Below are 24,793 nucleotides of genomic sequence, written 5' to 3' on the forward strand. Positions count from 1 at the left end.
AAGAACAATTCCTTCTGATCCCATAGCTTCAGCCTATTGCTGCTGCACTGCTCCCTGACTGGACATCCGGAGACGCCGTATTGGATACGAAACGTTTGGAGGCCTTCATCAAGGTCGTGGATCTCGGCAGCATGACGAGCGCGGCGAAGGTGCTGAATGTCGCACAGCCGGCCCTGAGCCAGCACATTGCAAGCCTGGAGGCGGATTTCAAGTGCAAGCTGCTCGACCGCAGCGCCCGCGGGGTCAAGCCTACCGAGGCCGGCCGAATTCTCTACCGCTATGCCAAGTCGATCCAGCGGCAGATCGAAGAGGCGAGGCGCACCATTCTGGACAACAAGCCGGAGCTGACCGGCAACGTCACGATCGGTCTGGCCCCGCTCAGCTCGGCGGCATTGCTGGCGACCCCGCTGCTCACGCAGATACGCGAACGCTATCCCGGCATCGTGCCGCACATCTACGACAGCTCCGGGGTCATGCTCAGCGAGATGATGCTGAAGGGGAGCATGGATATGGCCGTCCTCTACGGCGAACGCCCGGTGACCGGTCTCGATTACAAGCCGCTGATGCGCGAGTACTTCTATCTCGTCGCGCCCCGCAGCATGTATCCTGAGCAGATGCCTCTGGAGGACGTTTCGGCGGCGGAGGTCGCGCAATTCGACCTGCTTCTGCCATACCGGGAATCCTTCCTGCGGCAGACGGTCGAGCGGGTCTGCGCCGAGGTCGGGCTCCGCCCGCGCATCGTCGCCGAGATCCATTCCCAATCGACCCTCTCTTCGGCGATTGCAGGCGGAGTGGGGGCGGCCGTGCTGCCCATGTCGATCGCAAAGGAGTTGCCGAACCTCGACGAACTCTGCATTCGGCGGATCAACGCGCCGTCGGCCTCGCAGCAGATGTCGCTATGCATCTCCGATAGCGCCCCGTTGTCCGACGCCGCATTCTCCGTCTACAAGATCTTGCTCGAGATCATCGTCAAGACCTGGGGGCCGTTCGATGCCCAGCTCGGCTCGGCTGCGAGCGCCGCGGCTGGCCCAACGTCGCCGCTGGACGGGCCAAAGGACGAGCCATAACGAAACACGATGCGGCAATCCTAAATTCTGAATTTGCCGCCTCAAGGCGGTTGGTTATGGAGGTGTAACGGAGATCGCGGTCGTAAGGAGGTTTTCATGGTGCATGTAATCAGGACATTCGATCGGCCCGCCGCCGAGCTTGTCGAGCGCGCCAAGACGTTTCCCCCGTCCACCTTGCACGAGGCGCAGGGGCGATCGGGCGCGCTGACCTCCCGCATCAAGCCGATCTATTCCGGCATGCGCGCCTGCGGACCGGCGCTGACGGTGAGCTGCCATCCCGGCGACAACATGATGCTGATCACGGCGATCTCGCTGGCCAAGCCGGGCGACGTGCTCGTGGTCAGCGCGGGCGATCATCCCGAGCAGGGCGGCTTCGGCGAGGTGCTGGCGACGGCCTGCGTCGCCAAGGGCATCGTCGGCCTGGTCACGGATGCCGGCGTTCGCGACGGCCTTGCGGTGCGTGACACCGGCTTCAACGTCTTCTCCTACGGCCTGTGCATGAAGGGCACCGTCAAGGAGACCCTCGGCACTATCAATCAGCCGATCGTCATCGGCGGCATCGCCGTCCGCCCCGGCGACATCGTCAGCGCCGATGACGACGGCGTCGTGATCGTGCCGAAGGAGAACATCGCTGACGTCTGCGCCAAGTCGGCGGCGCGCGAGGACAAGGAAGCCGGCGTGATGAAGGCTCTCAAGGCCGGCGGTGACATCCTCGAACTGTCCGGCATCGGCAAGGTGCTGGAATCCAAGGGCTGCACCTTCGCCTGAGCGATCACGCGCCGCGGGCGCGCAACAGCAGGAAAACCAGTGGCAGCCATTCTCGGCGCGGGTGAGCATCGCTACCGCGTCGTCGACAACTGGGCGAAATTGCCGGATGGCTGGCAGCTCACCGACGTCGCCTCCGTCGCTGTCGACAGCAAGCCGCATCTACGTCTTCAACCGCGGCGCCCATCCGATGGTGGTGTTCGACCGTTACGGAAATTTCCTGCGCAGCTGGGGTGAGGGGCTGTTCTCTCGTGCCCACGGCCTACACATCGATGCAGACGACAATCTTTACTGCACCGACGACGGCGACCACACCGTGCGCAAATGCACCACCGACGGCAAGGTGCTGCTGACGATCGGCGTCCCCGCAAAGCCGGCGCCGTTCATGAGCGGCGATCCCTTCCATCGCTGCACCCACACGGCGTTGTCGCCGAAGGGCGAGATCTACGTCTCTGACGGCTACGGCAACGCCCGCGTGCACAAGTTCACGCCCGACGGCAAGCTGATCCAGAGCTGGGGCGAGCCGGGCACCGATCCCGGCCAGTTCAACATCGTGCACAATATCGTCGCCGACGCCGATGGCTGGGTCTATGTCGCCGATCGCGAGAACCATCGCGTGCAGGTGTTCGACGGTGACCTGATCGGGGATGCGACCCCAGTGTACGCCCGGGTCAGAGCGACGGATCACGCGATGGGAGCACGAGGATCTGCTCGACGCCGTGCAGCAGCGGCTCGATGCGAACCCGCTCGCTATGCGCCTTCGTCGCGAGACTGTCGAGCACCCGTTCGGCACGATGAAGGCACGCATGGGAGCAACGCACTTCCTGACCAAAACCCTCCCAAAGGTAGCCGCCGAGATGGCCCTCTCGGTTCTGGCCTACAATCTGACCCGAGCAATGAATATCCTCGGGATCAGGCCGCTGATCGCCGCGATCGCGGCCTGAGACCGGACCAGTTTTGGCTTCAAGACTGATGGTCCTGTTAGGCTTTTTTTATACGGCCAAGACCCATTGGCGACATTACTCACCCAAACTTGATCGTAGGCAGAAGACGAGATGCAGATGCCGCCAGGGTCTGCGATGCCCTCAAGCCTCGCCGCGATGTTAACTCCATCTCCAAATATGTCATGGGGCTCAACGATTACGTCGCCAACATTGATGCCGACGCGGAAAGCAATTCGCCGCTCTTCATCCTCGTTGATGGTAAGTTGCTTGATCCGGGTCTGAAACTGCACAGCAGCTCGGACTGCCTCAACTGAACTTGTAAACTCCGCCAAGAACCCGTCGCCAGTATTCTTCACGATACGTCCGCCGTGTTCGACAATTGCCGGCACGACAGCGTCCGTCACGAGCGCGGTCAGTTCAACGTGCGTGGCCTCTTCGTCATTGTGCATGAGCCGCGAATAGCCAGCCACATCGGCGGCCAATATCGCCGACAATCTGCGCTCGACCCGTTTTGGCCGCTCCTGCACCATGCTCCACACAACCCAACGTGGATGCGATTGTATGACAGATCAGACGGGATGCCCACCTGGCTGATGTCGCATTTTGGGCCTTAGCCGAACAACGATGAGCCTACCCGTACGTACTGGGTGAAGATCAATGGCGAACATAATCTGGAATGGGCCGCTAGGCAGCCCAATGCCGCAACTCTCCACCGGCGCTTGCTGAAAAATCTGTCAGATGGCGATAGGTCAGCTTCTGATGCGTGGACGGCTCCTCCACCGGCACGAGAGTGCCAAGGTATGAGCGCCGTTTTTGAGGCTCCCACGATTCGAAGGAGCAGCCTATGCAGTCAATTTCGACGATCGGTGGTCACAACTTGGCATTGATGGCTAGGTTTCAGCAGGTGACGTAAGCATTTCGCATGATCCTCGCGAGCAGATGGTGCCGAGCCGCAGAGAACTTCCACTCAGGAGGACGGAGAAGGCACACTTGCCTGAACGCCTGCCAGAGCGGCTTGGAGAGCCGCCTCTTTCGTATGGTCGAGCGACGTCTTCAACACCGTGCCGCCTTCACCCTTGAGACCTTCAAGCACTTTGTCGGCCGTCACCTTGCGAACCAGCACGAAGAGGGCAGCGGTTCCGGGCTGAATGGCGGCAGCGGTTTCCTTCATCCATTTGTCCTCAAGGCCAATATCGGTCAAATATCCGCCAAGAGTGCCGGACGCCGCACCGAGGGCAGCGCCCGCCAGCGGCATCAAAAAGATCAAGCCAATAAGCGCTCCCCAGAACGTGCCCGAAACTGCCCCCGCGGCGGTGGTGTTGATGAGCTGGTTAAGTTTGACGTGACCTTGAGCGTCCTTCACCGCGACTACCGCATCACCAAGCTCAATCAGGTACTCTTTCTGCATTGCCAGAAGTTTCTGGCGAACTTCTTCCGCCTTTGCTTCGGTGGGAAACGCGATCACGACTAGATCACTCATGGTCGTTCTCCTTTTGGGAACTTGACCGCAGACCAAATGATTGTCGCTGCTGTTGATCTACGTCAAATCTTTCATGCAAGAGCGCATAACGCTGCTGAACGGCTTCTCTTCGCGAGCTTGTTCGGACCAGCCAGCGCTTCGCGGAACTCACCGTTCAACAATCCAAATAGGAGGGAGGAGTATCATGCTTCGGTATGCACTCGCCGCTCTCGCAGCAATCGTTCTTATTGCCGCAAGCCTTGTTCCCGATGACGCATTTGCTCGCCGTGGTGGAGGTGGCGGCTTTCGCGGTGGAGGAGGATTTCACGGCGGCGGGATGCGCGCTGGTAGCTTCCATGGCGGCGGCATGCGGGCCGCCCACGTCCGGGGCGGTGCCGTTCATACCGGACGCATCCATGGTGGTCGCGGCTACCGCGTGGCCGGTGGTCCTCGGCCTTCGCATCCAATAGCGGGTCGTCCCGGTTATCCGGGTCGTCCGATCGCTGGCCGTCCGGGTCGTCCGATCGCGGGTTATCCGGGCTACGGTGGCGGCTACTATCGCCCGGGTTGGGGCTATGGTGCAGCCGCAGTTGGGGCCGCCGCTGCAGCCGGAGCCTACGGCTACTACAACAACTACAACAGCAACTGCTACTACAACGCCTCCGGCAACTACGTTTGCCCGGGTCAGTATCCTTATGGATATAGGTACTGACTAAATCGATCCAGCGCGGACGGCGAGCCTTGGGGCCGCCGCCCGTTGGTTCTTCTTCCTCGCGGGCTCAGGATGGGCATGAGCGATACATAGCCTGTAGTGGATTTCCGCGCAGAAATATGGTGCGAGGCGTTAAGCCGCCGCGCTGGGCAATCCAGCGGCGCACCGGCGAAGGGTACATCAAATAGACCATTCGGGTCGCGCCGAAGTTAGTAACAGGCCGTCCGCGCGGACCAATATCCCACGCGGCGTGGAACGCTAGCTCGGCTCGCGAAGTCACGCAAATCCTGTCCGTTGGGATGGTTGCAAGCACAATGGTGCAAGCCGACGCGCAGAAACCATCGATGATCACATTCTGGCCCGAAGCGCGGAGGCGTTCATACTTGTAGATGTATTTACCTATTCGTCCGCCGGGGTCATCTGTGATCCGCACGGCGGCACCGTTGGCGGGAGGGCAGAATACTAAGAGGATGACGATCAACAACCCCGCCCAGCATTTCATGCTGTCGTTCCCCCGATAGATTGGACAGCCCGCAACTTTGCTCCCTGCCAAATCCTCTTAGATCGGATGCATCCAAGCTTGATCTAAATCAACGGCAATGCTGATTGCCATCGGGCGCGTCAAGTGCCGAATGCCAGTGGTGACTGCGGTGCATCGATGACGATCGTCAGCCATGCCATTGCCGGCGCGGGCCTTGTCCAATTCAAGCAGTTCGATTTTGAGTGCTTGGTCCCGGTAGCCGAGGGAGACCAGCGCATTTTGGGCGTCGGACATGACATCGCGCCAGCGACATATCGCTCGACGATGTTGCAATAGTAGCGCGCCATTGCGCGAGGTACTCGGGATCGAGTCGGTTGACCGCCCGGTCCCGCGCAACGCGCTGTATCAGCACGGCCTATTCCTTGAAGGGCGGGATGCCGGGCGCGGGATCTTTCGCCGCCGTCTGCGGCTGTTCGGAATGATCCGCCGGCGGCTTGTCCGCTTGGCGCCGATCCTCGCGCTCGTCCTCTTTCGGCTTGCCTGCCATGGCACCCCCCGTGTTAGCGGCGCCGGCTCGACATCGCCCGGATGACCGCGATTGCGAGGTTTAGCGTCATCTCTTGCCGCATTAGCTCGGCGAAGTCCTTGTAGAACGGCACGTCTTGCCGGATCGGGACCGATGGCCGCAGCGAATACATCAGCTTGATGCGGCCCTTCGCCTTGCGGGTCGATCGGCCCTGGCGTTGGAAGATGAAGCGCCCCCGCTAGAAGCTGTTCCGCAAGTTCTTGGGCTGCTGCTGCGTCCGCACGGCGCCGCCGCTCGTCTGCTGTACGTTGACCGATGACGGAATCGAAAGGTTGCCGCCCTTCGCCCGGCGCGTGCCGCCCTTGGCATGCAGGGACAGGTTCGCCCGACCGAGCTTGTCGTAAATCTCAACCGTCAGATCGCCCTTAGTCGCGCGCGAGCCCTTGGTGGTCAGCGCAGCATTCATGAACGAACGATTGCGGACGGTGACTGACGACGGCCACGTCGTCTCGATCAGATAGGACCGGGTGTTATCGGCGGCCATGTTGAGCGTGGTCGCCATGATGTAGGGAATTTGATCAGCGGTCGCGCCGAGGTCCATGGCGCGCTGCTTGATCTGCGAGAAATCGAAATCGACCCCGAGCGTCGGCATGGGTAGTAGGTGTGCTCATAAGGCGTAGATGTCAGCTTCTGACGGCCAAGCGGAAATCTTACGCTCAGAGCATTACTGCTCGTGAACCTGAGCTGACATTGCCGCGCTCATTGCGCTGCAGCGCGGTACAGACAAGGCCCAAAAGCTGCTATACTCGCGAGCAGTCTCTGGCTGGAGCAGCACATGAGACGACGCGAATTCATCACATTACTCCGCAGCACGGCTGCGATGTGGCCACGCCTAACGCGCGCGCAACGGCCGCATCGCATCCCCAAAATTGGCGTCCTCTGGCATGCCGCCAACATCGAAGAAGAAACTCCATACTATCAGTCACTGGTTGAGGGTTTCAGGAAGCAGGGCTATGTCGACGGACAGAACATAACGCTAGAACATCGCTTTCCTGGATGAAGTACCCGAGGTTTTCGCCAGGATGGCAGCCGAACTCGTATCTTTAAAGTGTGATGTATTGGTTGGTGCCGGGGCGGCTGCGCCGCACTTAAAGAAGGCGACCAAAACAATTCCAATAGTCTTCCTGTTCGGTTCTGACCCTATCGGAGCCGGCCTGATCGAAAACTTTGCACGACCCGGTGGGAATGTTACGGGATTGTCGAATTTTTCTGTCCAGCTCAGTGCGAAGCGGTTGCAGTATCTTAAGGAGATTGTCCCGACGGTTACGCGTGTTGGCTTGCTCATTAATCCAAACGTCAAAATATCGAGCCTCTATGTTCAGGAGGCGACCGAGGCAGGGATAAAGCTCGGCGTTGATACCCAAGGTTTCGAGGTCCGCGCGCTCGGCGATTTCGAGCCCGAATTTGACGCGATGGTAAAGGCAGGCATGTAAGGGGTGGTCGCTAACGGCGAAAGCTTGATCTTTCAGGCCAGGAAAGTGATCGCGGATCTCGCACTTGCGCGTAATTTGCCGAGCTGCGGCTACGTAAGAGAGCTTCTTGAGGCTGGCGGTCTTATCTCCTACGGAGTTGACCAGCGGGCGATGGCCCGCCGTGCGGCGGTTTACGTTGATCGGATTTTGAAGGGTGAAAAGCCCGCCGAATTACCCGTGGAGCAACCGACCAGATTTGAGCTGCTCATCAACCTAAGAACTGCCAACGCGCTCGGTGTGACCGTGCCTCCTACATTGATCGCCAACGCCGACGAGGTAATGGAATAATGCATGCTGCAAGGCGGTAGAGCGTTGTTGGCCCTTAATCGAACCACGATAATCCCGTCGTGATGTCGGTTATCGTCGGTAGAGCAGACGTGTGGCCGCGCTCGCTTCGACGGCCGCTTATGATCGACCCACAGCGGACCTGCCGGCGGTTCTCAATTTGTGCTGTCGGCATGGTTTGTTCCTATGCCCCGTATTTGGTACTGTCCGTATTTAAGCCCCTGTCCTAAGTTTAATTTGTGAGTGTCCCAATTCGGGTTTGGAAGTAAGCTGATCTCAAATTGAGGGGGAAGCAGCCATGCTGAATCCGACCGAATGCCGCGAAATGGCGATGCAATATCGCCATGAAGCGAATAAAGCCGGGGCGTCGCCTAGAAGGGCAAGCCTCTTAAGGAACATCTCGCACAGTCTTAGCGCTTTATCACATCAGCTCGAAATGCTGGCTGATGACCGCTTAGAGGCCGATCAGCCCCAGACAAAGCAGTAAGGCCGCCTCAGTTGCCAGCCCCTTTCATTTTGGTCCCTGAGGTTTGCTTCTGGCCGATTTTGTTGCAAAAGTCGGTTGAGACGAGCCGGCAAGCGTGATTCCGTTGTGCTGACGCGAATCGCGACGAGGTCGATCCAGGGGATGTCCCGGGTTCTGTTGAATTTCTGAAGAGGTCGGCGTTGCCCACCTTGAGCCGGTAGGCTCGGGGTGCTGATTCCACAAAGGAGAGCAACGCCATGACGAGAGATATCACACCGGCTGGTTCGCCGGCGACCGGGGCTGTGGACGAAGCGCTTGCAGAAGTGCGGGCGAGCTTCGATCGGTTCTGCCTTGCGGCAGGGATCGAGGCGCTCGGCACGATGATGGAGGCGGATGTCACGGCGGCCTGCGGGCCGCGCCACGGTCGCGACGCGGCACGGCGGGCGCACCGTTGGGGCCGAACGCGGGGACGGATCGGCTTCCACGGCGGCAAGATCGAGGTCGAGCGCCCGCGGGTCCGGGGCGTGGACGGCCGCGAGGTCACGATCCCGAGCTGGGAAACGGCGGCGGCGGAGGATTGGCTCGGTCGCTGGGCGATGAACCTGATGCTGATCAATGTGTCGACGCGCCGGTTCGGCCGCGCTGTCCGGCTGCCCGAGGGTGACGTGCCGGCACCGCCCGGATCGGGGGTTTCGAAGTCGGCGGCCTCGCGGAGGTTCGTAGCGCTGTCGGCGGCGCGGCTGGCCGACTTCATGGCTGCCGATCTGTCCGCGCTCGACCTTCTGGTGGTCCAAATCGACGGGCTGCATCTCGGCGACGATCTCGTGCTGGTCGCCGCGATCGGGGTTGACGGCGAAGGCAACAAGCATCCGCTGGCTCTGGTGGAAGGGGCGACCGAGAATGCCGCGACGGTGCAGGCCCTGCTGGACAACCTGATCTCGCGCGGGCTCGACCGTAAGCGTAGCTCTGCAGCCCTTTTGAATGACGCTTGACGCCTATTTTGTTCGCGTGGCGCGTCGCCGCGGTATCCATGTGTCGGACAACGCGTTGACGGCGGCTTCGAGCGCCTTCCGGTCGACGACGTTGGGATCGAACCGCTCCGGGCCCCAGAGGCGCATGTGTTTCGTGCTCGGGATGGCCGGGGTCGCTGATGGCGGCGAGGTATTCGGCATAGCCTGGCGCACCGCCGACGTCTTCCGGAGGACAACGGCCGGCGGCCTCGAGCAGGAAGGGAAGCCCCTCCGTCGTGGTGTTCTCGAACCATTTTTCGAGCTTGATCACATGGTCCCAGCTGTCGCCGAAGTCATAGAGATAGTGGATCGTCTTGGCGCCGGTCTCGCGAACGATATCGCAAAGCCGCGCTTGGCGGGCATCCATGGGCTGGTGGCCGTAATCGTTGTGGGGATCAGGAATCCCCCAACGGACCTCACCAGCGAAGAACTCGAAGAGGTGACTGTTCGTCCAGCCGAATGCCTCCTGAAGCGTCAGATGCAACCGATCAAGGCGCAGGGTGACGGGTACGACAAGGCGACGCATCACCTCCGGCTTCACATCCTTGAGGGTCACCTTGATCCGGACCGCGGTCGTGTTCAGGCTCATGCCGCCAGCCTCGGATCGTGTGTATGCATCGTATAGGTCGACGCCCAGGGAAGCAGTTCGTCCAGTCGCGCCGCAGGCCAACCATTGACGAGCTTGGCGAGAACGTCAGCGAGCCAGTGCTCGGCACTGACGCCATTGAGCTTACAGGTCTCAATGAGCGAAGCCAGCAATGCCCAATTCTCGGCACCTTCGTCGCAACCGGCAAAAAGGGAGTTCTTGGCGTTGAGCTTGATCGGCCGCATCGCACGCTCGACCGCATTCGTGTCCATCTCGATGCGCCCGTCATCAAGGTAGAGCGTCAGGCCGTTCCAATGGCGTAGCGCATAACGCAAAGCCTTCGCCGTGTCGCTCTTCCCCGCAAGGTGATCAAGCTTGGCCTCAAACCACTGCTTCAAGGCTGTAGCCAGAGGCCGGGCATGCGCTTGTCGGCCGGCGCAGCGCTCGGAAGCAGAGCGGCCGCGCAGTGCCTTCTCGACCGCGTAGAGCTGGGCAATGCGCGCGAGCGCCTCGCGGGCAACCGGAGCTGGCGCCGGCGCAGCCTCCCGCTCGATCTTCACAAACTGGCGCCGCAGATGCGACCAGCAGAAGGCGAGCGTCCCGGACAGGGCGTCCGCACGCGTCTCTCGGGTCATGGTCTTGTAAGCCTGATAGCCGTCGCAGTGGATGATGCCGCGATAGCCCTCAAGCAGCCGCAAGCCATGAACGGCGCCGCGGCCCGGTGCATAGGCATAGACCACCCCAGGCGGATCAGGTCCGGCCCAAGGCCTGTCGTCGCGTGACAGCGCCCAGAAGTAGCCGGTTTTTGTCCTGCCGCGCCCCGGATCCAGCACCGGCGCCGGGGTCTCATCGACACAGAGCTTCGAGGAGGCCAGCAGAAGCTGGCGCAGACGATGCCACAAGGGCTTCAATTCCTGGGCGGCGTAGCCGACCCAGAAGGCGAGCGTGGAACGGTCCAGCGCTATTCCGTGGGTCTCCAGCATCTGCGCCTGGCGATAAAGCGGCAAATGCCAATGATACTTCGCGTCGATCACATGCGCGACCAGCCGCTCGGTGGGCAATCCTCCCCTGATCAGTCGCTCGGGAGCAGCATGCTGGAGTATGACACCGTGACAGGCGCGGCAGGCCAGTTTGGGCCGGCGGGTGACGATCACGCGATACTGCGCCGGTACGACGTCCAACCTCTGGCTCTCATCGTGACCGATCTCAAAGAGATCGCCTTTGCAGGACGGACAGCAGGTTGCAGCGGGCATCAGGGTCTCGATGATGCGCGGCAAATGCTCCGGCAGCTGACCACGGTTGGCTTTGCGCTCGGCCGTCCTCTTCTCGCAGGTTCTGGGATTGCCGCGATCCTCGGCTGCTTCGAGGGCCGCGACGGCCTCTTCGATGTCCTCCAGAACAAGCTGCAGCTGATCAGCGTCCAGCTTTTCCGAGGACCGACCGAACTGCGCATCTTTTGCAAGCTTGAGCAACCGCTCGAGCCTGGCGCAGCGATCCAGCAGAGCCGCGGCAAAGACACGCAACTCAGCTGGATCACTCGGCAGCTCATCAGGCAAATCACTCATTGGCCCGAGTCTGCCATGCTTCGCGCCCCGATGCAGCGAGATTTGTATCTTTACGCAAGCGCTTTCGGCTGCGGGATCCGAGGCGCGTGCATCCGCGTCCAATCCATGCCGGCCAGAAGCGCCGACAACTGCGCGGCATTCATCCGCATCACGCCGGCCACGATGGGAGGCCATTTGAAGCCGTTGCTATCGAGCCGCTTCCAATACATCACAAGGCCGCTGCCATCCCAGACGACAATCTTCACCCGATCGGCGCGCTTCGCGCGGAACACCACCGCCACGCCCTTCATCGGATCATGGCCCAGCGTCTCCCTCGCCAAAAGCGCCAAGCCCTCCGCACCTTTTCTGAAGTCCACAGGTTGCGTCGCCACGTAAATCGTAAGGTTCGCAGGCGGCGTCAGCATGAACGTGTCCGTCGAAGCGCCAAGAACACATCACTCAACACAGCAAGGCCAGGCGCCCCCCGCACCTCCACGCGTGCTCCCTGGAGCTCAACCGTCACAATGGCTGCTTCCGGCGACCCGGTAGGCTCTGCGGCCGCTGGTAGCGCCGATTCCGACACCACCGGCACGAACGACAGCGTCTCCGCCGAAGCTGGCAGCACCAACTGGCCCAAACGCGCCCGGTGCCGCCAGTCATGCACCTGCTGGGGCCGGCAGCCATGGCGACGGGCGACGTCTGTGACAACCGCCCCCGGCTCGAGGCTTTCCGCGGCAATCTGTGCCTTCAAATCATCCGGCCAGCGCTTTCGACCTGCGCCAGCGAACACTTCAATACGCGGTGACAACGGTCGTCTTATGTCGTCAGAATGGTCGTCCATTGTGAGCACCCTTCCAGAAGATGACTCTTCTAACGGTGCTCTCAAGACTCCGCACAAACAATCCAAAGGGCCTCGGCGCTACGCTTACGCTCGACCCGACAGTGCCAAGACTGTTTATCGCCGACGGCGCGAAGGCGTTGTCGAAGGCGATCCGCCGCACCTTCGGTTCGGCCGCTGCGATCCAGCGCTGCCAGATCCACAAGGCGCGCAACATCATGGAACGCCTGCCGAAAGAGCATCATGCGGCCACCCGTCGGGTGCTGCGCCAGGCCTGGGAGCTCGATGACGCCGACAAGGCTGAAAAATTGATCCGCAATCTCGCGCGTCGACTCGACCAGCAATGGCCCGGCGTAGCGGCCAGCATCCTCGAAGGCCTCGACGAAATCCTGACTGTCGTCCGGTTGAAGTTGCCGAAGGAGCTTCGTCGATCGCTCGCCTGTACCAACATCGCCGAGAACATGATGGGCACCATTCGCCGCGTCACGCGCAACGTCAAACGCTGGCGAGATGCCGGTATGGCCTTGCGATGGGTTGCGGCCGGCATGATCGAGGCCAACAAGGGCTTCCGACGATTGAAGGCGCATAAGCAATTGTCGGTTCTGCGTGCGGCTCTTCAAGCTCGCCACAATCGCATGACGATCAACCCCGTTGCCCACGTCACGAGGGCCGCGTAACATTCAGTCCGGCGACGTCGGCCCGACCTAGTTCAACAGCGATCGGGACATCCCCTCGATCCATGATGGGCCGTCTGAAGAGTGACCAAGGTCAACTGTTCTACGAGTTTCATCTCAGCGACGCGGTTCCCGAAGATCATCTAGTGCGGAAGATCGACGCTGCTCTCGATCTGTCTTGGCTTCGCAGCGAACTTGCTCCTCATTATTCGTCGATGGGGCGCCCGTCGATCGATCCGGAGCTGATGATCCGGATGCTGATCGTGGGGTATGTCTTCGCGATTCGCTCGGAGCGGCTGCTCTGCCGTGAAGTGCAGGTGAACCTCGCCTATCGATGGTTCTGCAAGCTCGGTATCGAGGATGCTATCCCGGATCATTCGGCCTTCTCGCGGGCCCGCAATGAGCGCTTCCGCGAGGGAGATATCGTTCGTCGCGTATTCGAACGTATTGTCGAGGCGTGCATTGTTGCCGGTCTGGTTGGTGGCGAAGGTTTTGCGGTAGACGCGAGCCTGATCCAGGCAGATGCCAACAAGCAGCGCTCGATCGCGGGTCAGGATTGGCGCAGGGATCGCGATCCGGCGAGGTCAAGCCGCGCGGTGAAGGAGTATCTGGCAACCCTCGACGATACGGCGTGGGGCGCGGCCAGCGACGTTGTCCCGAAGTTCATCTCGCTGTCCGATCCCGCGGCCCAGTGGACCGGAGCTCACAAGGGACCAGCATTCTTCGCTTACTCCGACAATTATCTCATCGACGTGAAGTTCGGCGTCATCGTTGATGTTGAGGCGTCCCGCTCTATTCGCCAGGCCGAGGTCGGAGCGGCGAGGACAATGATCGAACGAACAGAGGAGCGCTTTGGTCTCAAGCCGGAGCGGCTTGTCGGGGATACCGCTTATGGGGCTGCTCCGATGCTGAACTGGCTGGTCGAGGAGAAGGGCATCGCGCCACATATCCCCGTGTTCGACAAGTCGAAGCGAGATGACGGTACCTTCTCACGCAGCGACTTTCGATATGATCCGACCAGCGACGTCTACCACTGCCCGGGCGGAAAGCGGCTCGGGACAAGTGGCACCGTGCACGAGGGCAAAACGCTTCTGTATCGTGCGAGCAAGCTCGACTGCGACGCATGCCCGCTTAAACCGCAGTGCTGTCCAAAAGAACCATCGCGCAAGATCCCGCGCGACATACATGAGCACGCCCGGGACGTCGCCCGGTCGTTCGCTGGCACCGAGGGTTTCGAGACGTCGCGACGTCAGCGCAAGAAGATCGAGATGCAGTTTGCACACTTGAAGCGCATCCTGAAGCTTGGCCGGCTTCGGCTTCGTGGCCCACGGGGCGCCCAGGACGAGTTTGTTCTGGCTGCCATCGCTCAAAATCTGAGGCGCCTCGCGTCGTTCGTTGCGCGACCACCACCCGCTCATGCCCTGTGCATTGCGTAGCGTAGGAGTTGCGTTGAGAGCGTCAGGGTCGGCGGACCAAAGCCGGTCGGCTTACCGAATGGCCGAAAGACATCAGTCGGTTACAGCCGACTTTTGCAACAAAATCGGCCCGAAGCAGCGGTTGGTGGATATCTGCTATTCCGCCGCTGTCAGGGGAGAAGCAGACATCCGGCAAACGGGCCAAAAACGGGCCAAAAATGACGCGAGTGAACCAACTCAGACATCGCAAATGCAGCAATCGCCATAACCAAAAAAAAGCCCCGGCTCGCCGGGGCTTTGGTTTGCGCAGACTGAAGCGATTAGTATCTGGCTGCGACCGGAGCGCCGTAGCCGCCGAAGCGATAGTTCAACCGGACGGTGACCATGTCCACATCCTGGCTGAATCGCTCGCCAAGGAGGGTGATGCCACCGGGCGTGACCACGCCTGCACCCACGAAGGTGCGGGTGTCATTCCCCATCCAGAGATGGTCGTATTCAACACCGACCGACCAGTTCGGCGCGAAGCCATACTCCCAGCCGACGCCCAAGGCGCCGCCCCAGCGCGTGTGACTTGCCGAGTCCAGACCGACTCCGGTGAGGTTGTTGAAGACATCAAGACGATTGTGGGTCACGGCGGCACCACCCTTCACATAGAGCAGTGAGGCGTTCCACGCCCAACCGAGTTGGGCCGTGAAGAGACCAATACCGTCGGTTTTTCCTGTGGTCGAAAGCAGCGGATCGATCAGGCTGACGCGCGTGTTCTTGATGTCGGCCCAATCGCCCTGCGCTTCCAATCCGAACACGAACTGATTGGTTTGCCAGCGATACCCGATCTGTCCGCCGACAAGGCCGCCGGAGCGAGAAGCGCAACCACCCGCGACTGTTCCTGCGAGCGTGACGAAATCCACGCAACCGCGGCTTTGGCCCCATCCGCCGTTGGCGCCGATGTAAAAGCCAGTCCAGTCATAGATTGGAGCGACAATCGGGGGCGGCGCCTTGGTGTACGGACGCGCCGCCAAATCAGCCGCCGACGCGGGGACGGATAGACCCACGGCCATCATCCCAGCCGCGGCAATCAGAAGCTTTTTCATTACGAGAAATCTCCCCAGTAAGAAAATTCAAAAAAGGCACGACGCCCACGTGAGGAATCAAGACTATCCCGTTCGCCTGCAGATTGATGTAGCCAAGCCGCAACAACCGGCTGGGATGTTCAGCGGTAATTCTTTATTTTTGTTAGGCATTTGGGGGACCAAATGCCCGCTAACGTGCCATACTACGAAGAAGAGAAAAAGATGCGGCGGGAGTTTGCGATCGGGGCTTCCGGTCGCCGCTCGACTGTAGCATGGCGGCACGCCAGCGAGAACCGCGTCACAAACCTGTGGCATGACCATTGCATAATTCAGGGCAACTGGGATTTCAGCGCTCAGTTAGAGAATAGGCGCTGCCGCGACGCTTATTTCGAGCCCGGCGACGCTTCACTTCCTTTGCCCTTGCGCCATCGCTACGGCGCATTTTGTTTCGACGGCCGGGATATTTGGCGCATGGCATACGACACGGCAACAGTACATATGCTCCGCAACGTTCTAGACGACGTTCTTTCCAGCCCGTCGTTCACTCGTCAGCAGCAGCGATCTGCCGTGGAAGTGGCCGAGCGCGTTCTCTGGCTCGCTTCGCAAGGGGAGCGTGAACCGATTAGGATCAAGCGGCACCTCCTAGATGAGTTCTTGGTGTCTGCTGAGAGTGACGCCGAACCGGTCGGCCCCTTCGCGACTGCTAGCGACTAAGCTCAAAGTCCGTTTGTGGCCGATTCTGTTGAAAAAGGCCGGTAGTATTCGTTGTAATAGCTCCGTCGCGACGTGGCCGAACTGCTCGACCGACCCTATGCGAGCCTCGGGGTAGGCATCGGGATCAGCTTGGCCATCTTTCGAAGGTTTTGGGCGGTGGCTGCGAGGATGAACTCGTCGCGCGCGCCGTTTGGACCTCGTAAACGCAAACGGTCGAGCTTGAGAATGCGCTTGAGGTGCGCGAACAACATCTCGATTTTCTTGCGGCGACGATGTTGATCTCGCGCTCCAGTATCTTTGAGGCAATGATCGATATGTGCAGCGCGAATTCATCTTCTATCTGTGCTGCGGTGTCCTCGTCTTTCGCGTAGACGAAGAGGATATCACCATCGACTTCGTCGAAGCGCGCGCCTGCGAACAGGCGGTCGAACCGTCTCGCGCCGACGATTAGCGCCATGCGGGCTTGAATTGCTTGGTCGTGGATATCGGTGAGTTGCATACGTCGAATATGGGGCCGAAGGACACCGGGACAGGTGCTCAGAACCTTGTGCTACCGCTCGATCTTCCTTCGGAGATCACGACTTGAGCGCGTTCATTGGGCAACGGCCGTTGCAGCGTCTTCGCCTCATCCCATGGCGCTCGCATGGCGACATCGCGCCCGTTAAGGAACTGGTTACTAGTCACTGTCACCATTTACATATTAGGTCACCACCATATGTGGCAGCATATTTCGAAGGCAGTTTAATACTTCGACACGCTCGGTTGGCGGTCTCTTGAAGGAGAGGCCCAATGTTTAAGGGCTTCACGGTGGCAGTTGTGGCGCTGGTCAGCACGGCGCAGCTGGATCAATACCTAACCAACGGTCGGTACACCGACGCGGCCATGACTATGCTACGGCAAATCAGGCACGCGTTTGGGTTTTGAGATACCGGGATAATTTTACGGTGCGTGATGGAAAGCATCTCCTGGGCTGATCTCAACGCGGAGGAGCAACGCACCTTTGCGATCTTGGGAGCCGGACTTTCTATCGAGCTGTGTGACCCCGTTGCTCTCCTGACCTTAAGGCGGCTAGGTCTGATCGTAGGCTTCCACTTGACGGCCGCTGCACACAATTTGCGTAGAGACGTTGTTTTCGGCGAACTCGGGGCGCGTGATTGCGTGACGTAGCCAAGCGCACGACCGCGAACAGACGGTCGAAATTCCTCGCCGACGATGAGCGCGATGCAGGATCGCTTAGTCATGAGTATCGGTCAGTTGCGCGGCCCCCTTTGGACTTGAGATCCTTTCACGCCATCGCTCTTCAAAAGTGTCAAAGTCTTTCAATGCCAACGCTCGTGCATCTAATGGATTGCCGGGCTTGCTAGCTATGACAATGCCTTTAGCTTCTCCGCGAGAACCGGGTTCGGAGGAGACCTCTGTAGGCCACTCCAGCAGTGATTTCGAAAGCATGGGCTTGCCCGCGTACCAGCATTTTCGTCCGTCGATGAGACGATAGGACCACCACTGACCTTGCGGATTTGTCGGGATTGCAGCGGCGCATTGTTGCTTAGCATGCACGCTTGTCATTTCGAGCGACGAGAGCGCAGCAATGCAAACGGTTAAAGCAAACGATTGAAGCGGTTTGCTCATGGGCGCGCTCAATTGCCGTGTTGCTGCAATCGACTTACAGCAACGAGCAAGGCGGGGCGTTCGAGAACTTCCAACAACTTTTCAAGGATATGCGCATTATCCTTAGGACAGGGCCGAAGGTATTCTTCCAATATGAGTTGCGCTTCGCTAATCGCTTGCAGGGCTAATTGCTGATCAGTCATCGCTGCTTACTCATCGATAAAATGCGCTGAGAAAGCTAGCGAATGGAGAAATCAAGTCAGCTTTGGGGAATATCCCCGCTCTTTTTTTCACTTTTTGTTTCAGATGCCAACTTGCCATCGTGGCAGTTGTGCGCAGATAGCCATGCGAAAGGACCTGTCGCGAGCGGAGGGATCGCGGCGACCGAGTATTTTTAGGCTACCGTCCGATCTTCCTTCTCCGCCCCGCGCATCACGATCTTGAGCACATCATCCGGCAACGGCCGTTGCAGCGCCTTGGCCTCACCCCACGGCGCGCGTATCCAGACATCGCGGTCCTCATCGGTCGCCAGGATCACCGGCATCGCGTTGGATGGATCGGCTCGACGACGGCATTCGGCGTTTGTCGTCAGGAAACCATAGACGAGGTGCGGACCGGGGATCGGCTTGGACTTCGTGCTGCGAGCGCCCGCGACGTGCGTCTGTATCCTAATTCCCACACTTGCGACCAAAGAGCGTCTGTTTGTCGCTTTTCGAACCGACAGGCCAAATCCGCTCGGTTCCAACTCCACTATTGGAAGTAACTCATCGGTGGGGAGGCGAAATGGAACGTTCCCTGTTAATTGAGATGACGCGCGACAAGTATATCGAGCGATGCAAGCAACGGGCGTTCGATCATCTCGACCGAGGTGATCTTAAGAACGCGGTCGCCTCGTTTGTCGGCAATATGAACGCGCGTCCCGAACGGCGGACGATGCGCTCGGCTGGAGGGCGCTTATTGAAGGGTTGAGGTGACGATCCGATAAACGCGGGCCTTGGAGTCGTGGGCATGGCGCACTACCGAGCTTACCTTTTGGACCAGTACCACCACGTTATAAGCGTGGCCCATTTGCAATGTGCCGACGAGCAGGAAGCACGAGAACGTGCTGAGCAGCTAGTTGATGTCAACGATGTCGAGCTATGGCAACTCGATCGCCGTATTGCGGTGTTTGAAGCTGTCACAAGCCGAACCTCGAAGTCGGCGGCGAAGGTAAGGCCACGGCGCCCTCCAGACGAATGAAGCGTGTGTGACAGTTCAGCGCTATCTCAGCTCCGGCTTCGGCATTATGATCACGGGCGCCCGGTAGTTCGGGAAGACGCCGGACATCGGTAGGTTGCCGACTTGACCTACGCGGGGCAATTTGGACGAGTTGCATCCCGCGTCGATCTCATCGCAAATGCCATCTTCGTTCCGTTTTCTAGCATGGTCGACTTTCGGAGCCTTGGGCGCCCACCTAGGCGACCACGAACGGCAGCAGACCGTTGGCAAAACGATTGCCATGACCGTTTCTGTAGCTATGGCCACTCCTCGCCCGCGGCGAAAAAAGCCGAGGGACGGCCCTTTACCCGCACGCCGTTGTGCCCTCAGAAGTCCATTGCGCCGGGACCGGAGGGGACGGTTTGGCCGGCTCCATTCTTCTTGGGCGCTTCGGCGACCATGGCCTCTGTCGTGATCAACAGGCCGGCGATTGAAGCTGCGTCCTGCAGCGCGGATCTTACGACCTTGGTCGGATCGATGATCCCTTTCGCGAACAGGTTACCGTATTCTGCCGTCTGTGCATCGAACCCCCAGGCGTAGTCCTTGCCCTCGAGCACCTTTCCGACCACGATCGATCCATCTTCTCCCGCATTCTCGGCGATCTGCCGCGCCGGCCACGTGAGCGCCCGCTTGACGCTTTCCAGGCCGTGGCGCTGATCGTCATTTGCGGGCCTGACTTTCGCCAGCGCAGCCGTGGCCCGCAGCAGCGCCACTCCGCCGCCTGGAAGAATACCTTCTTCAACGGCCGCGCGCGTCGCATGCATGGCGTCATCTACACGGTCTTTTCGTTCCTTGACCTCCACCTCGGTTGCGCCGCCGACCCGGATGACGGCGACCCCGCCGGCAAGCTTTGCCAGCCGTTCCTGCAGCTTCTCCCGATCATAATCCGAGGTCGTCTCTTCGATTTCGGTTCTGATCTGCTTAATGCGCGCTTCGATCTCCGACTTTTTGCCGGCCCCGCTGACGATGGTCGTGTTATCCTTGTCGATCGTGACCTTCTTGGCGCGTCCCAGCATGGCGAGCGTGACATTTTCAAGCTTCGTGCCGAGTTCCTCGGAAATGAAATTGCCGCCAGTAAGGATCGCAATGTCCTGCAACATGGCTTTACGCCGCTCACCAAACCCGGGCGCCTTGACAGCGGCGACCTTTAATCCAGCCCGCAGCCTGTTCACGACAAGCGCGGCAAGCGCCTCACCTTCTACGTCTTCGGCGATCATAAGCAGGGGCTTTCCACTCTGCACGACCGCTTCCAGCAGGGGCAGCATCGGCTGCAACGCTGAGAGCTTCTTTTCGTGGATGAAGATATACGGATCGTCTAGCTCAACCCGCATCTTTTCCGCATTGGTGACAAAATAGGGCGAGATGTAGCCGCGGTCGAACTGCATGCCTTCGACGACCTCAAGTTCGGTCTCGAGTGACTTGGCTTCCTCGACCGTGATCACCCCCTCGTTGCCAACCTTTTTCATTGCATCGGCCAGGAAGCGTCCGATTTCATTGTCGCCATTAGCAGAGATCGTTGCAATCTGCGCTATTTCGTCATTTGAAGTAAGCTTCTTCGAGTTTTTCTTGAGTTCATTGACGACAGCATCGACCGCCAGGTCAATACCGCGCTTAAGATCCATGGGATTCATGCCCGCAGCGACTGCCTTGGCACCTTCCCGGACGATTGCATGTGCGAGAACGGTAGCAGTAGTCGTGCCATCGCCTGCCTGGTCGGAGGTCCTCGAGGCGACCTCGCGGACCATCTGCGCCCCCATGTTTTCGAACTTGTCCTCGAGTTCGATTTCCTTCGCAACCGTTACGCCGTCCTTGGTGATGCGAGGCGCACCAAAACTCTTTTCAAGCACAACGTTGCGACCCTTCGGCCCTAGCGTCACTTTGACGGCATTGGCTAGAACCTCGATGCCATTGAACATTTTGTCTCGCGCGTCAGTCGAGAATCGGACCTCCTTTGCGCTCATGATCGTTCCTCCCGAAAAATGCTTGCCAGCGCGACCTCAAGAGGCGCGCCTGCGACTAGGCAACTTTACACTCAGCCGAAGTCTTGGTCAGAATGCCAAGAATACCTGTCTCCTTCATGATCAGGTATTCGACGTCCTCGAGCTTGATCTCCTGAACTATTGCCGGCAACACGACGATCGTCGACATTGATAACATTGATATTGATGGGGCGGAGCTTTCGAGCTTGGTCCCGGTCAGCCGGGCCAACCGCCCACTTCAGTTGACCTGAATGGCTCGCGGCTTGGCTTTCTCTGCCAGCGGCAACATGAGCGACAGCACGCCGTCCTTGAGCTCGGCCGCGATCTTGCTCTGGTCGATCTTGCCGAAAAGCCGGAAGGTTCGCGAAAAGTGGCCGATATTGTACTCGGTGTACACCGGCTGTAGACCCTTGTACTTAGAGAAGTCGAGCTTTCCGTCGACCTTGAGCACGTCGTCCTCCACTCGAACGTCCACGCTATTCTTGTCGACTCCCGGCATTTCGAGAACGACGTTGAGCCCGTCCTTGGTCTCGTAGATGTCCGCGTTCGGCACGAATATCCGCGCTGGGATAGTAGTCTCCTCCTTCTTCTCCAACTCGCGCTTCTGGGCGACCTGCAGTTCCTTTTTAGAAGCCATGATCGTCTCTCCTCAAAGCTGCTCAGCTGCGCCGGCCCTCCGCCCATGGGGACGAACGGCTGGCGATAGATTGTGGTTCAGGTGATCTTGATAGTGCGTGGCTTGTCGCTTTCCGCACGCGGCAGGAATACTGCCAAGATGCCATCCCGATATTCGGCCTTGATGCCATCCGGCTCGATCTGCACGGGGACCGACAGCGTTCGATCAAACTCGCCAGAAACGCGCTCGCGTCGATGCAGGCTCGACTCTTCAGGATAATCGACAGCCTTCCTCCCGAAGATGCGGATGGAGTTTTCCTTGGCCTGAATTTGCAGGTCGCTCTTACTCACACCGGGCAATTCGATGATGGCTAAGAGGTCATCGCCCTGCTGGAAGACGTTGATCGGTGGGAATGGCCCGCGGCTGGTGGTGAGGTCTTGCAGCCAGTCGCTTGCCAAGGTTGCTTCAAGAGAGCGTTGTAGGTCGAGAAGCGTATCGAACGGATCAGCAAATCCCATGACCATGTTTGCAACCCCATGTAGTTGTTGGCGGGGCGAGAAGGGATCATGGTCGCCCCTCGACGAATTGATTTGGGACGACTTGTGGCACTGTCAAGAGGTGAGTGCTAATAGGCGCAAGCTGTTACCCGACCTCCATACAAGTGATTGATTTTGCAATCAAAAATCGCTCTTGGGGCAGGCCGTGGGTGGAGACCAGCCGCAGGCCATTGCAGCCCCGTGCTCGTCAGGTTTCGAATAGGGAAGCACTCGTTCGGGACACGCTTTTATTGACCCGCTAATCCCGGCAATTCGCTCCTGATGCCTATCAGGATGAAATTCACGGCGATCGCGCGACGATAAGCGCCATAACGCGGGTCATGACGTTGATGCCGGTTCTACCCAAGAAGCGCTCGATTGCTACGGCCATCCACAGTGTCCGCTCATGTCAGCAACGGCCGTGCGGGCTGCTGATGGCGCGTCGGTTGTCCTGACGTTTCATCAAACTCACGCTTTGCTGCTGTCTCCCTTGCCCAGCGCGCTGTCGCGCCACCTTCGCAAAGCCATCCAGCATTGCAGCCGTAACCATTTCGCGCCCCCTTAGAAGTCACGACGTAACCGCGAGGTACCAGCCTCGGGATATCAGCTACGGAAGCGCGGAGCGACACCGCCTGGATGTATTTGTGCCAAAGGAGGCGGTCGAAAAGTGCGCACGCTTAGGCCGCGATGGCTCGCGCACGAACAGCAGTCCTTGGCTGGCCATCAGGATGTCACATTCCGAATAAGGCTGCTCTCGGCAAGAAATAGGCGTCGGCGTTAGTGCGCTTTGCGATGCAGCGGGCCAGGGACGCGGGCCCCCGACAATCTCTTATCGTGTGTCCCCAAACCGTGAGGTGCCCTCGGCGGTTGGATATTTCGCTCTAAGCCATTGATCTCTAATGGTCGGATTTTGGCCCGGTTGGAAAAAATCTCTTGTAAAATCAATGATCGTATCGTGTCTCTTAATCAGCGGGTCCCAGGTTCGAGCCCTGGTGCGCCCACCAAATCAATGACTTAGCCGGTAAAACCGTTTGAGGAGTGGATTTTTCAAACGGTCCTCTCTTGCGAATAGCGATCAATTTGCGCGTTACGATGCGATGGGCCGCGTCACTGCTTAACTCGGCACAGATCACGGCCAGAAGGGGGGCGCTGAACCTCGTCCAATGATGGATTGGAGCGAGAGTTCAGAATTCTCAATGGGTTAGAGGGCGGCGTGTGCCCGCCGTGTGCACCGGGAGATCAAGAAAAATCTCACCACAGCCAACGTGAGCAGGCTTGTGGCGCATGTGCAAATCTGGATTTCCGAGGGCAGCAGGCCGGCGCAGCAGGCCGGCGAGTGCTTGCTTGCAGTCTCAGCTGTTCGACGCGTAATGATCGAAAATCGTGGGTTTGACCGCTCTCTCCGCCATGAATCTGTGCGCCAGTCTATGATCTGCGGCGATGTTGCACTTCGGACGGTTGCGGTCGAAAGCCCACTGATGCGAATTGAGTTGGCCTGGACAAGGGATGAAGCCGTCGAAAGCCGACTGCGTCTTGGCAAAGGCGCTTCGGATCAGGCCACATGTGTAAAAGCGGCGGTCTTTTAGTACGTCGAGACGCCGAATAGCTTGCGCACTGCAGGCAACCATTCGCCGGTCATTGTGAATTCGAGCCCGAGTCGAGCTCCGCAGGCAATCGCCAGCATGGTAATCGGCGCCGAGACGGCAAGCGTCGAGAACGCGGTCAGTCCCTGGCCGATGGTGCATCCCATCGACATGACCCCTCCGATGCCCATCAGCAGCGCGCCGGTCATGTGACGCTTCAATTCGCGCGCGTCGTCGCAGGCTTCCCAGCGGAAGCCGCGCGCGAGCAATGCCGCGGCAAAGGCGCCGGCGATGACGCCGGCGACCGAGCCGATGCCGAAGTTCAGCCGCGCGCCGGAGAAGGTGGCGACGTAGAGGATGCTATCGCCGAGGGGAGCGACAAAGCTCAGCGAGGAGACGCGCACGGGATCGAACTCGTCGTCCGCAAGCCATCCTGTCGCGAACCAGCCGAATGCGATTGTGGCGCCGACGGCGAAGCCGGAGGCGAGCAGCCGCGGCGACTGGATCAGCTTGCCATCCGCGAGCGCCCCGACGGCGAGCGCGGCGGCAATCGCCACGACGAGGACCGCGCGCGCCGTGCCGCCTGCGCCGAGCAGAGATGTCAGCGTCTGGTTGCTGCCTTCGGGAAGACGCAGCGATAACGGTTCGATCAATGCCACACGCAGCATGCCTGTGATGCCGCGCATGGTGGCGAGCGCCGACAGGCCGAGCACGAGAAAGACCACGATGGCGCGCAGATCGCCGCCGCCAACGCGCACCAGCGTGCCGAAACCGCAGGTGCCGACCAGCGCCATGCCGACGCCGAACATCAGCCCGCCAATGATCGCGCCGCCAAGTCCGATCGACGATGTCAAGTAAATCGAGCGCGACAGGTCGACGATGCCGAGCTCGGCGAGCGCCTGCGTTGCGAGCAGGGCGACCGCTGCAGCGAGCACAAAGGATTTAAGCCGGCGATAGTCCGATCCGAAGAACGCATCCTCCAGCATCGCGAGCGTGCAGAAACGGCCCGCGCGGCCCGCAACGCCGAGCACGGCTCCTGCGGCAAGCCCGCATGCAAACGCTATGGTCGAAGGGCTCAGCATTCCTCCCGCATGATGTTCGTTCTGCCTCTTGGCAGTCTGCGCCG

General features: G+C 59.8%; 22 protein-coding genes and 9 pseudogenes. 12 read left to right on the plus strand and 19 right to left on the minus strand.

Annotation, left to right across the window (positions count from 1 at the left end; all coding sequences use genetic code 11):
* The first annotated feature begins 80 nt into the window (after nt 1-80).
* The 4 genes and pseudogenes from ACNJX8_RS11760 to ACNJX8_RS11775 form a co-directional block, all read left to right on the plus strand.
* Complete coding sequence (locus ACNJX8_RS11760) at nt 81-1,067, plus strand: LysR substrate-binding domain-containing protein (protein ID WP_439360739.1); 987 nt, start codon at nt 81-83, stop codon at nt 1,065-1,067.
* A 96-nt stretch (nt 1,068-1,163) separates the two neighbouring features.
* Entirely contained in the window at nt 1,164-1,835 is a 672-nt protein-coding gene (locus ACNJX8_RS11765) for a 4-carboxy-4-hydroxy-2-oxoadipate aldolase/oxaloacetate decarboxylase (RefSeq protein WP_128932275.1), read from the plus strand.
* A gap of 39 nt (nt 1,836-1,874) precedes the next feature.
* Nucleotides 1,875-2,469 (plus strand): annotated as a pseudogene (locus ACNJX8_RS11770) (peptidyl-alpha-hydroxyglycine alpha-amidating lyase family protein); the annotation flags it as partial.
* Nucleotides 2,470-2,479: 10 nt separating this feature from the next.
* Nucleotides 2,480-2,776 (plus strand): annotated as a pseudogene (locus ACNJX8_RS11775) (transposase); the annotation flags it as partial.
* A gap of 86 nt (nt 2,777-2,862) precedes the next feature.
* On the opposite strand, the pseudogene ACNJX8_RS11780 reads toward ACNJX8_RS11775, so the two are convergent.
* Nucleotides 2,863-3,306, minus strand: a pseudogene (locus ACNJX8_RS11780) (adenylate/guanylate cyclase domain-containing protein); the annotation flags it as partial.
* A 437-nt stretch (nt 3,307-3,743) separates the two neighbouring features.
* Nucleotides 3,744-4,256 carry a DUF1269 domain-containing protein gene (locus ACNJX8_RS11785; protein WP_439360740.1) on the minus strand — a complete coding sequence of 171 codons (513 nt, stop codon included), beginning with the start codon at nt 4,254-4,256 and terminating at the stop codon, nt 3,744-3,746.
* A 184-nt stretch (nt 4,257-4,440) separates the two neighbouring features.
* Here ACNJX8_RS11785 and ACNJX8_RS11790 point away from each other — a divergent pair, with 184 nt between their 5' ends.
* Nucleotides 4,441-4,947: a hypothetical protein gene (locus tag ACNJX8_RS11790; RefSeq protein ID WP_439360741.1), complete on the plus strand. Its 507-nt coding sequence runs from the start codon at nt 4,441-4,443 to the stop codon at nt 4,945-4,947.
* A gap of 67 nt (nt 4,948-5,014) precedes the next feature.
* On the opposite strand, the gene ACNJX8_RS11795 is transcribed toward ACNJX8_RS11790, so the two are convergent.
* From ACNJX8_RS11795 to ACNJX8_RS11810, 4 genes are all read right to left on the minus strand, one after another.
* Nucleotides 5,015-5,449 (minus strand): hypothetical protein, encoded by a 435-nt coding sequence (locus tag ACNJX8_RS11795; protein WP_439360742.1) that lies wholly within the window; start codon nt 5,447-5,449, stop codon nt 5,015-5,017.
* 57 nt (nt 5,450-5,506) lie between these two features.
* Nucleotides 5,507-5,722 carry a hypothetical protein gene (locus ACNJX8_RS11800; RefSeq protein ID WP_439360743.1) on the minus strand — a complete coding sequence of 72 codons (216 nt, stop codon included), beginning with the start codon at nt 5,720-5,722 and terminating at the stop codon, nt 5,507-5,509.
* A gap of 121 nt (nt 5,723-5,843) precedes the next feature.
* Nucleotides 5,844-5,975, minus strand: coding sequence for a hypothetical protein (locus ACNJX8_RS11805; protein WP_283811002.1), 132 nt, complete (start codon nt 5,973-5,975; stop codon nt 5,844-5,846).
* Nucleotides 5,976-6,192: 217 nt separating this feature from the next.
* Entirely contained in the window at nt 6,193-6,606 is a 414-nt protein-coding gene (locus ACNJX8_RS11810; protein WP_439360744.1) for a hypothetical protein, read from the minus strand.
* Nucleotides 6,607-7,006: 400 nt separating this feature from the next.
* On the opposite strand from ACNJX8_RS11810, the pseudogene ACNJX8_RS11815 reads away from it, so the two are divergent.
* The 3 genes and pseudogenes from ACNJX8_RS11815 to ACNJX8_RS11825 form a co-directional block, all read left to right on the plus strand.
* Nucleotides 7,007-7,774, plus strand: a pseudogene (locus ACNJX8_RS11815) (ABC transporter substrate-binding protein).
* A 295-nt stretch (nt 7,775-8,069) separates the two neighbouring features.
* Nucleotides 8,070-8,258 carry a hypothetical protein gene (locus ACNJX8_RS11820; protein ID WP_128945168.1) on the plus strand — a complete coding sequence of 63 codons (189 nt, stop codon included), beginning with the start codon at nt 8,070-8,072 and terminating at the stop codon, nt 8,256-8,258.
* A 236-nt stretch (nt 8,259-8,494) separates the two neighbouring features.
* A pseudogene (locus ACNJX8_RS11825) lies at nt 8,495-9,190 on the plus strand (IS256 family transposase); the annotation flags it as partial.
* Nucleotides 9,191-9,416: 226 nt separating this feature from the next.
* On the opposite strand, the pseudogene ACNJX8_RS11830 reads toward ACNJX8_RS11825, so the two are convergent.
* The 4 genes and pseudogenes from ACNJX8_RS11830 to tnpA all read right to left on the minus strand — a co-directional run.
* A pseudogene (locus ACNJX8_RS11830) lies at nt 9,417-9,836 on the minus strand (plasmid pRiA4b ORF-3 family protein); the annotation flags it as partial.
* On the minus strand, nt 9,833-11,398 hold the full coding sequence (tnpC, locus tag ACNJX8_RS11835) for an IS66 family transposase (RefSeq protein ID WP_439361891.1): 1,566 nt from the start codon (nt 11,396-11,398) through the stop codon (nt 9,833-9,835). The pseudogene ACNJX8_RS11830 and the gene tnpC, both read right to left, overlap by 4 nt.
* A 50-nt stretch (nt 11,399-11,448) precedes the next feature.
* Nucleotides 11,449-11,802: an IS66 family insertion sequence element accessory protein TnpB gene (tnpB, locus tag ACNJX8_RS11840; protein WP_128942560.1), complete on the minus strand. Its 354-nt coding sequence runs from the start codon at nt 11,800-11,802 to the stop codon at nt 11,449-11,451.
* Entirely contained in the window at nt 11,796-12,218 is a 423-nt protein-coding gene (gene tnpA, locus ACNJX8_RS11845) for an IS66-like element accessory protein TnpA (protein WP_128942559.1), read from the minus strand. Before tnpA ends, tnpB begins: the two co-directional genes overlap by 7 nt.
* Nucleotides 12,219-12,307: 89 nt before the next feature.
* On the opposite strand from tnpA, the pseudogene ACNJX8_RS11850 reads away from it, so the two are divergent.
* Both ACNJX8_RS11850 and ACNJX8_RS11855 read left to right on the plus strand, forming a co-directional pair.
* Nucleotides 12,308-12,892: pseudogene (locus tag ACNJX8_RS11850) on the plus strand (transposase); the annotation flags it as partial.
* A gap of 62 nt (nt 12,893-12,954) precedes the next feature.
* Nucleotides 12,955-14,325, plus strand: coding sequence for a transposase (locus ACNJX8_RS11855; RefSeq protein WP_439360745.1), 1,371 nt, complete (start codon nt 12,955-12,957; stop codon nt 14,323-14,325).
* Nucleotides 14,326-14,624: 299 nt separating this feature from the next.
* Here ACNJX8_RS11855 and ACNJX8_RS11860 read toward each other — a convergent pair whose 3' ends face one another.
* Entirely contained in the window at nt 14,625-15,395 is a 771-nt protein-coding gene (locus ACNJX8_RS11860) for an outer membrane protein (protein WP_128945169.1), read from the minus strand.
* Between the two features lie 162 nt (nt 15,396-15,557).
* Between ACNJX8_RS11860 and ACNJX8_RS11865 the strand changes: the two genes are divergently transcribed.
* Nucleotides 15,558-16,088: a hypothetical protein gene (locus tag ACNJX8_RS11865; RefSeq protein ID WP_439360746.1), complete on the plus strand. Its 531-nt coding sequence runs from the start codon at nt 15,558-15,560 to the stop codon at nt 16,086-16,088.
* A 95-nt stretch (nt 16,089-16,183) separates the two neighbouring features.
* Here ACNJX8_RS11865 and ACNJX8_RS11870 read toward each other — a convergent pair.
* The 4 genes and pseudogenes from ACNJX8_RS11870 to ACNJX8_RS11885 form a co-directional block, all read right to left on the minus strand.
* Nucleotides 16,184-16,360 (minus strand): annotated as a pseudogene (locus tag ACNJX8_RS11870) (transposase); the annotation flags it as partial.
* Between the two features lie 961 nt (nt 16,361-17,321).
* Nucleotides 17,322-17,717 carry a hypothetical protein gene (locus ACNJX8_RS11875; RefSeq protein WP_439360747.1) on the minus strand — a complete coding sequence of 132 codons (396 nt, stop codon included), beginning with the start codon at nt 17,715-17,717 and terminating at the stop codon, nt 17,322-17,324.
* 8 nt (nt 17,718-17,725) lie between these two features.
* A complete protein-coding gene (locus ACNJX8_RS11880) occupies nt 17,726-17,899 on the minus strand; it encodes a hypothetical protein (protein WP_164934602.1) in 174 nt (57 codons plus the stop codon).
* Between the two features lie 191 nt (nt 17,900-18,090).
* A pseudogene (locus tag ACNJX8_RS11885) lies at nt 18,091-18,345 on the minus strand (SOS response-associated peptidase); the annotation flags it as partial.
* A 134-nt stretch (nt 18,346-18,479) separates the two neighbouring features.
* On the opposite strand from ACNJX8_RS11885, the gene ACNJX8_RS11890 reads away from it, so the two are divergent.
* Complete coding sequence (locus ACNJX8_RS11890; RefSeq protein WP_164934581.1) at nt 18,480-18,665, plus strand: hypothetical protein; 186 nt, start codon at nt 18,480-18,482, stop codon at nt 18,663-18,665.
* Nucleotides 18,666-19,279: 614 nt separating this feature from the next.
* On the opposite strand, the gene groL is transcribed toward ACNJX8_RS11890, so the two are convergent.
* From groL to ACNJX8_RS11910, 4 genes are all read right to left on the minus strand, one after another.
* Nucleotides 19,280-20,914: a chaperonin GroEL gene (groL, locus tag ACNJX8_RS11895; protein WP_439360748.1), complete on the minus strand. Its 1,635-nt coding sequence runs from the start codon at nt 20,912-20,914 to the stop codon at nt 19,280-19,282.
* A 256-nt stretch (nt 20,915-21,170) separates the two neighbouring features.
* Nucleotides 21,171-21,569, minus strand: a complete 399-nt coding sequence (locus ACNJX8_RS11900; RefSeq protein WP_439360749.1) for an Hsp20/alpha crystallin family protein — start codon at nt 21,567-21,569, stop codon at nt 21,171-21,173.
* Between the two features lie 77 nt (nt 21,570-21,646).
* On the minus strand, nt 21,647-22,072 hold the full coding sequence (locus ACNJX8_RS11905) for an Hsp20/alpha crystallin family protein (RefSeq protein WP_439360750.1): 426 nt from the start codon (nt 22,070-22,072) through the stop codon (nt 21,647-21,649).
* Nucleotides 22,073-23,666: 1,594 nt separating this feature from the next.
* Nucleotides 23,667-24,749: a YeeE/YedE family protein gene (locus ACNJX8_RS11910; RefSeq protein WP_439360751.1), complete on the minus strand. Its 1,083-nt coding sequence runs from the start codon at nt 24,747-24,749 to the stop codon at nt 23,667-23,669.
* Nucleotides 24,750-24,793: the final 44 nt, after the last annotated feature.

Source organism: Bradyrhizobium sp. SPXBL-04, assembly GCF_051853035.1.
In the GTDB taxonomy this organism is placed as follows: Bacteria; Pseudomonadota; Alphaproteobacteria; order Rhizobiales; family Xanthobacteraceae; genus Bradyrhizobium; species Bradyrhizobium zhanjiangense.

Bases quoted from the DNA above. Each gene is read 5' to 3' on its own strand.
- ACNJX8_RS11905 (WP_439360750.1), bottom strand. From the start codon at position 22,072: ATGGTCATGGGATTTGCTGATCCGTTCGATACGCTTCTCGACCTACAA.
- ACNJX8_RS11795 (WP_439360742.1), bottom strand. From the start codon at position 5,449: ATGAAATGCTGGGCGGGGTTGTTGATCGTCATCCTCTTAGTATTCTGC.
- ACNJX8_RS11880 (WP_164934602.1), bottom strand. From the start codon at position 17,899: ATGACTGATCAGCAATTAGCCCTGCAAGCGATTAGCGAAGCGCAACTC.
- tnpB (WP_128942560.1), bottom strand. From the start codon at position 11,802: ATGCTGACGCCGCCTGCGAACCTTACGATTTACGTGGCGACGCAACCT.
- ACNJX8_RS11765 (WP_128932275.1), top strand. From the start codon at position 1,164: ATGGTGCATGTAATCAGGACATTCGATCGGCCCGCCGCCGAGCTTGTC.
- ACNJX8_RS11875 (WP_439360747.1), bottom strand. From the start codon at position 17,717: ATGAGCAAACCGCTTCAATCGTTTGCTTTAACCGTTTGCATTGCTGCG.
- ACNJX8_RS11855 (WP_439360745.1), top strand. From the start codon at position 12,955: ATGATGGGCCGTCTGAAGAGTGACCAAGGTCAACTGTTCTACGAGTTT.
- groL (WP_439360748.1), bottom strand. From the start codon at position 20,914: ATGAGCGCAAAGGAGGTCCGATTCTCGACTGACGCGCGAGACAAAATG.
- ACNJX8_RS11865 (WP_439360746.1), top strand. From the start codon at position 15,558: ATGCCCGCTAACGTGCCATACTACGAAGAAGAGAAAAAGATGCGGCGG.
- ACNJX8_RS11910 (WP_439360751.1), bottom strand. From the start codon at position 24,749: ATGCTGAGCCCTTCGACCATAGCGTTTGCATGCGGGCTTGCCGCAGGA.
- ACNJX8_RS11900 (WP_439360749.1), bottom strand. From the start codon at position 21,569: ATGGCTTCTAAAAAGGAACTGCAGGTCGCCCAGAAGCGCGAGTTGGAG.
- ACNJX8_RS11785 (WP_439360740.1), bottom strand. From the start codon at position 4,256: ATGAGTGATCTAGTCGTGATCGCGTTTCCCACCGAAGCAAAGGCGGAA.
- ACNJX8_RS11860 (WP_128945169.1), bottom strand. From the start codon at position 15,395: ATGAAAAAGCTTCTGATTGCCGCGGCTGGGATGATGGCCGTGGGTCTA.
- tnpC (WP_439361891.1), bottom strand. From the start codon at position 11,398: ATGAGTGATTTGCCTGATGAGCTGCCGAGTGATCCAGCTGAGTTGCGT.
- ACNJX8_RS11890 (WP_164934581.1), top strand. From the start codon at position 18,480: ATGGAACGTTCCCTGTTAATTGAGATGACGCGCGACAAGTATATCGAG.
- ACNJX8_RS11810 (WP_439360744.1), bottom strand. From the start codon at position 6,606: ATGCCGACGCTCGGGGTCGATTTCGATTTCTCGCAGATCAAGCAGCGC.
- ACNJX8_RS11790 (WP_439360741.1), top strand. From the start codon at position 4,441: ATGCTTCGGTATGCACTCGCCGCTCTCGCAGCAATCGTTCTTATTGCC.
- ACNJX8_RS11805 (WP_283811002.1), bottom strand. From the start codon at position 5,975: ATGGCAGGCAAGCCGAAAGAGGACGAGCGCGAGGATCGGCGCCAAGCG.
- ACNJX8_RS11820 (WP_128945168.1), top strand. From the start codon at position 8,070: ATGCTGAATCCGACCGAATGCCGCGAAATGGCGATGCAATATCGCCAT.
- tnpA (WP_128942559.1), bottom strand. From the start codon at position 12,218: ATGGACGACCATTCTGACGACATAAGACGACCGTTGTCACCGCGTATT.
- ACNJX8_RS11800 (WP_439360743.1), bottom strand. From the start codon at position 5,722: ATGTCCGACGCCCAAAATGCGCTGGTCTCCCTCGGCTACCGGGACCAA.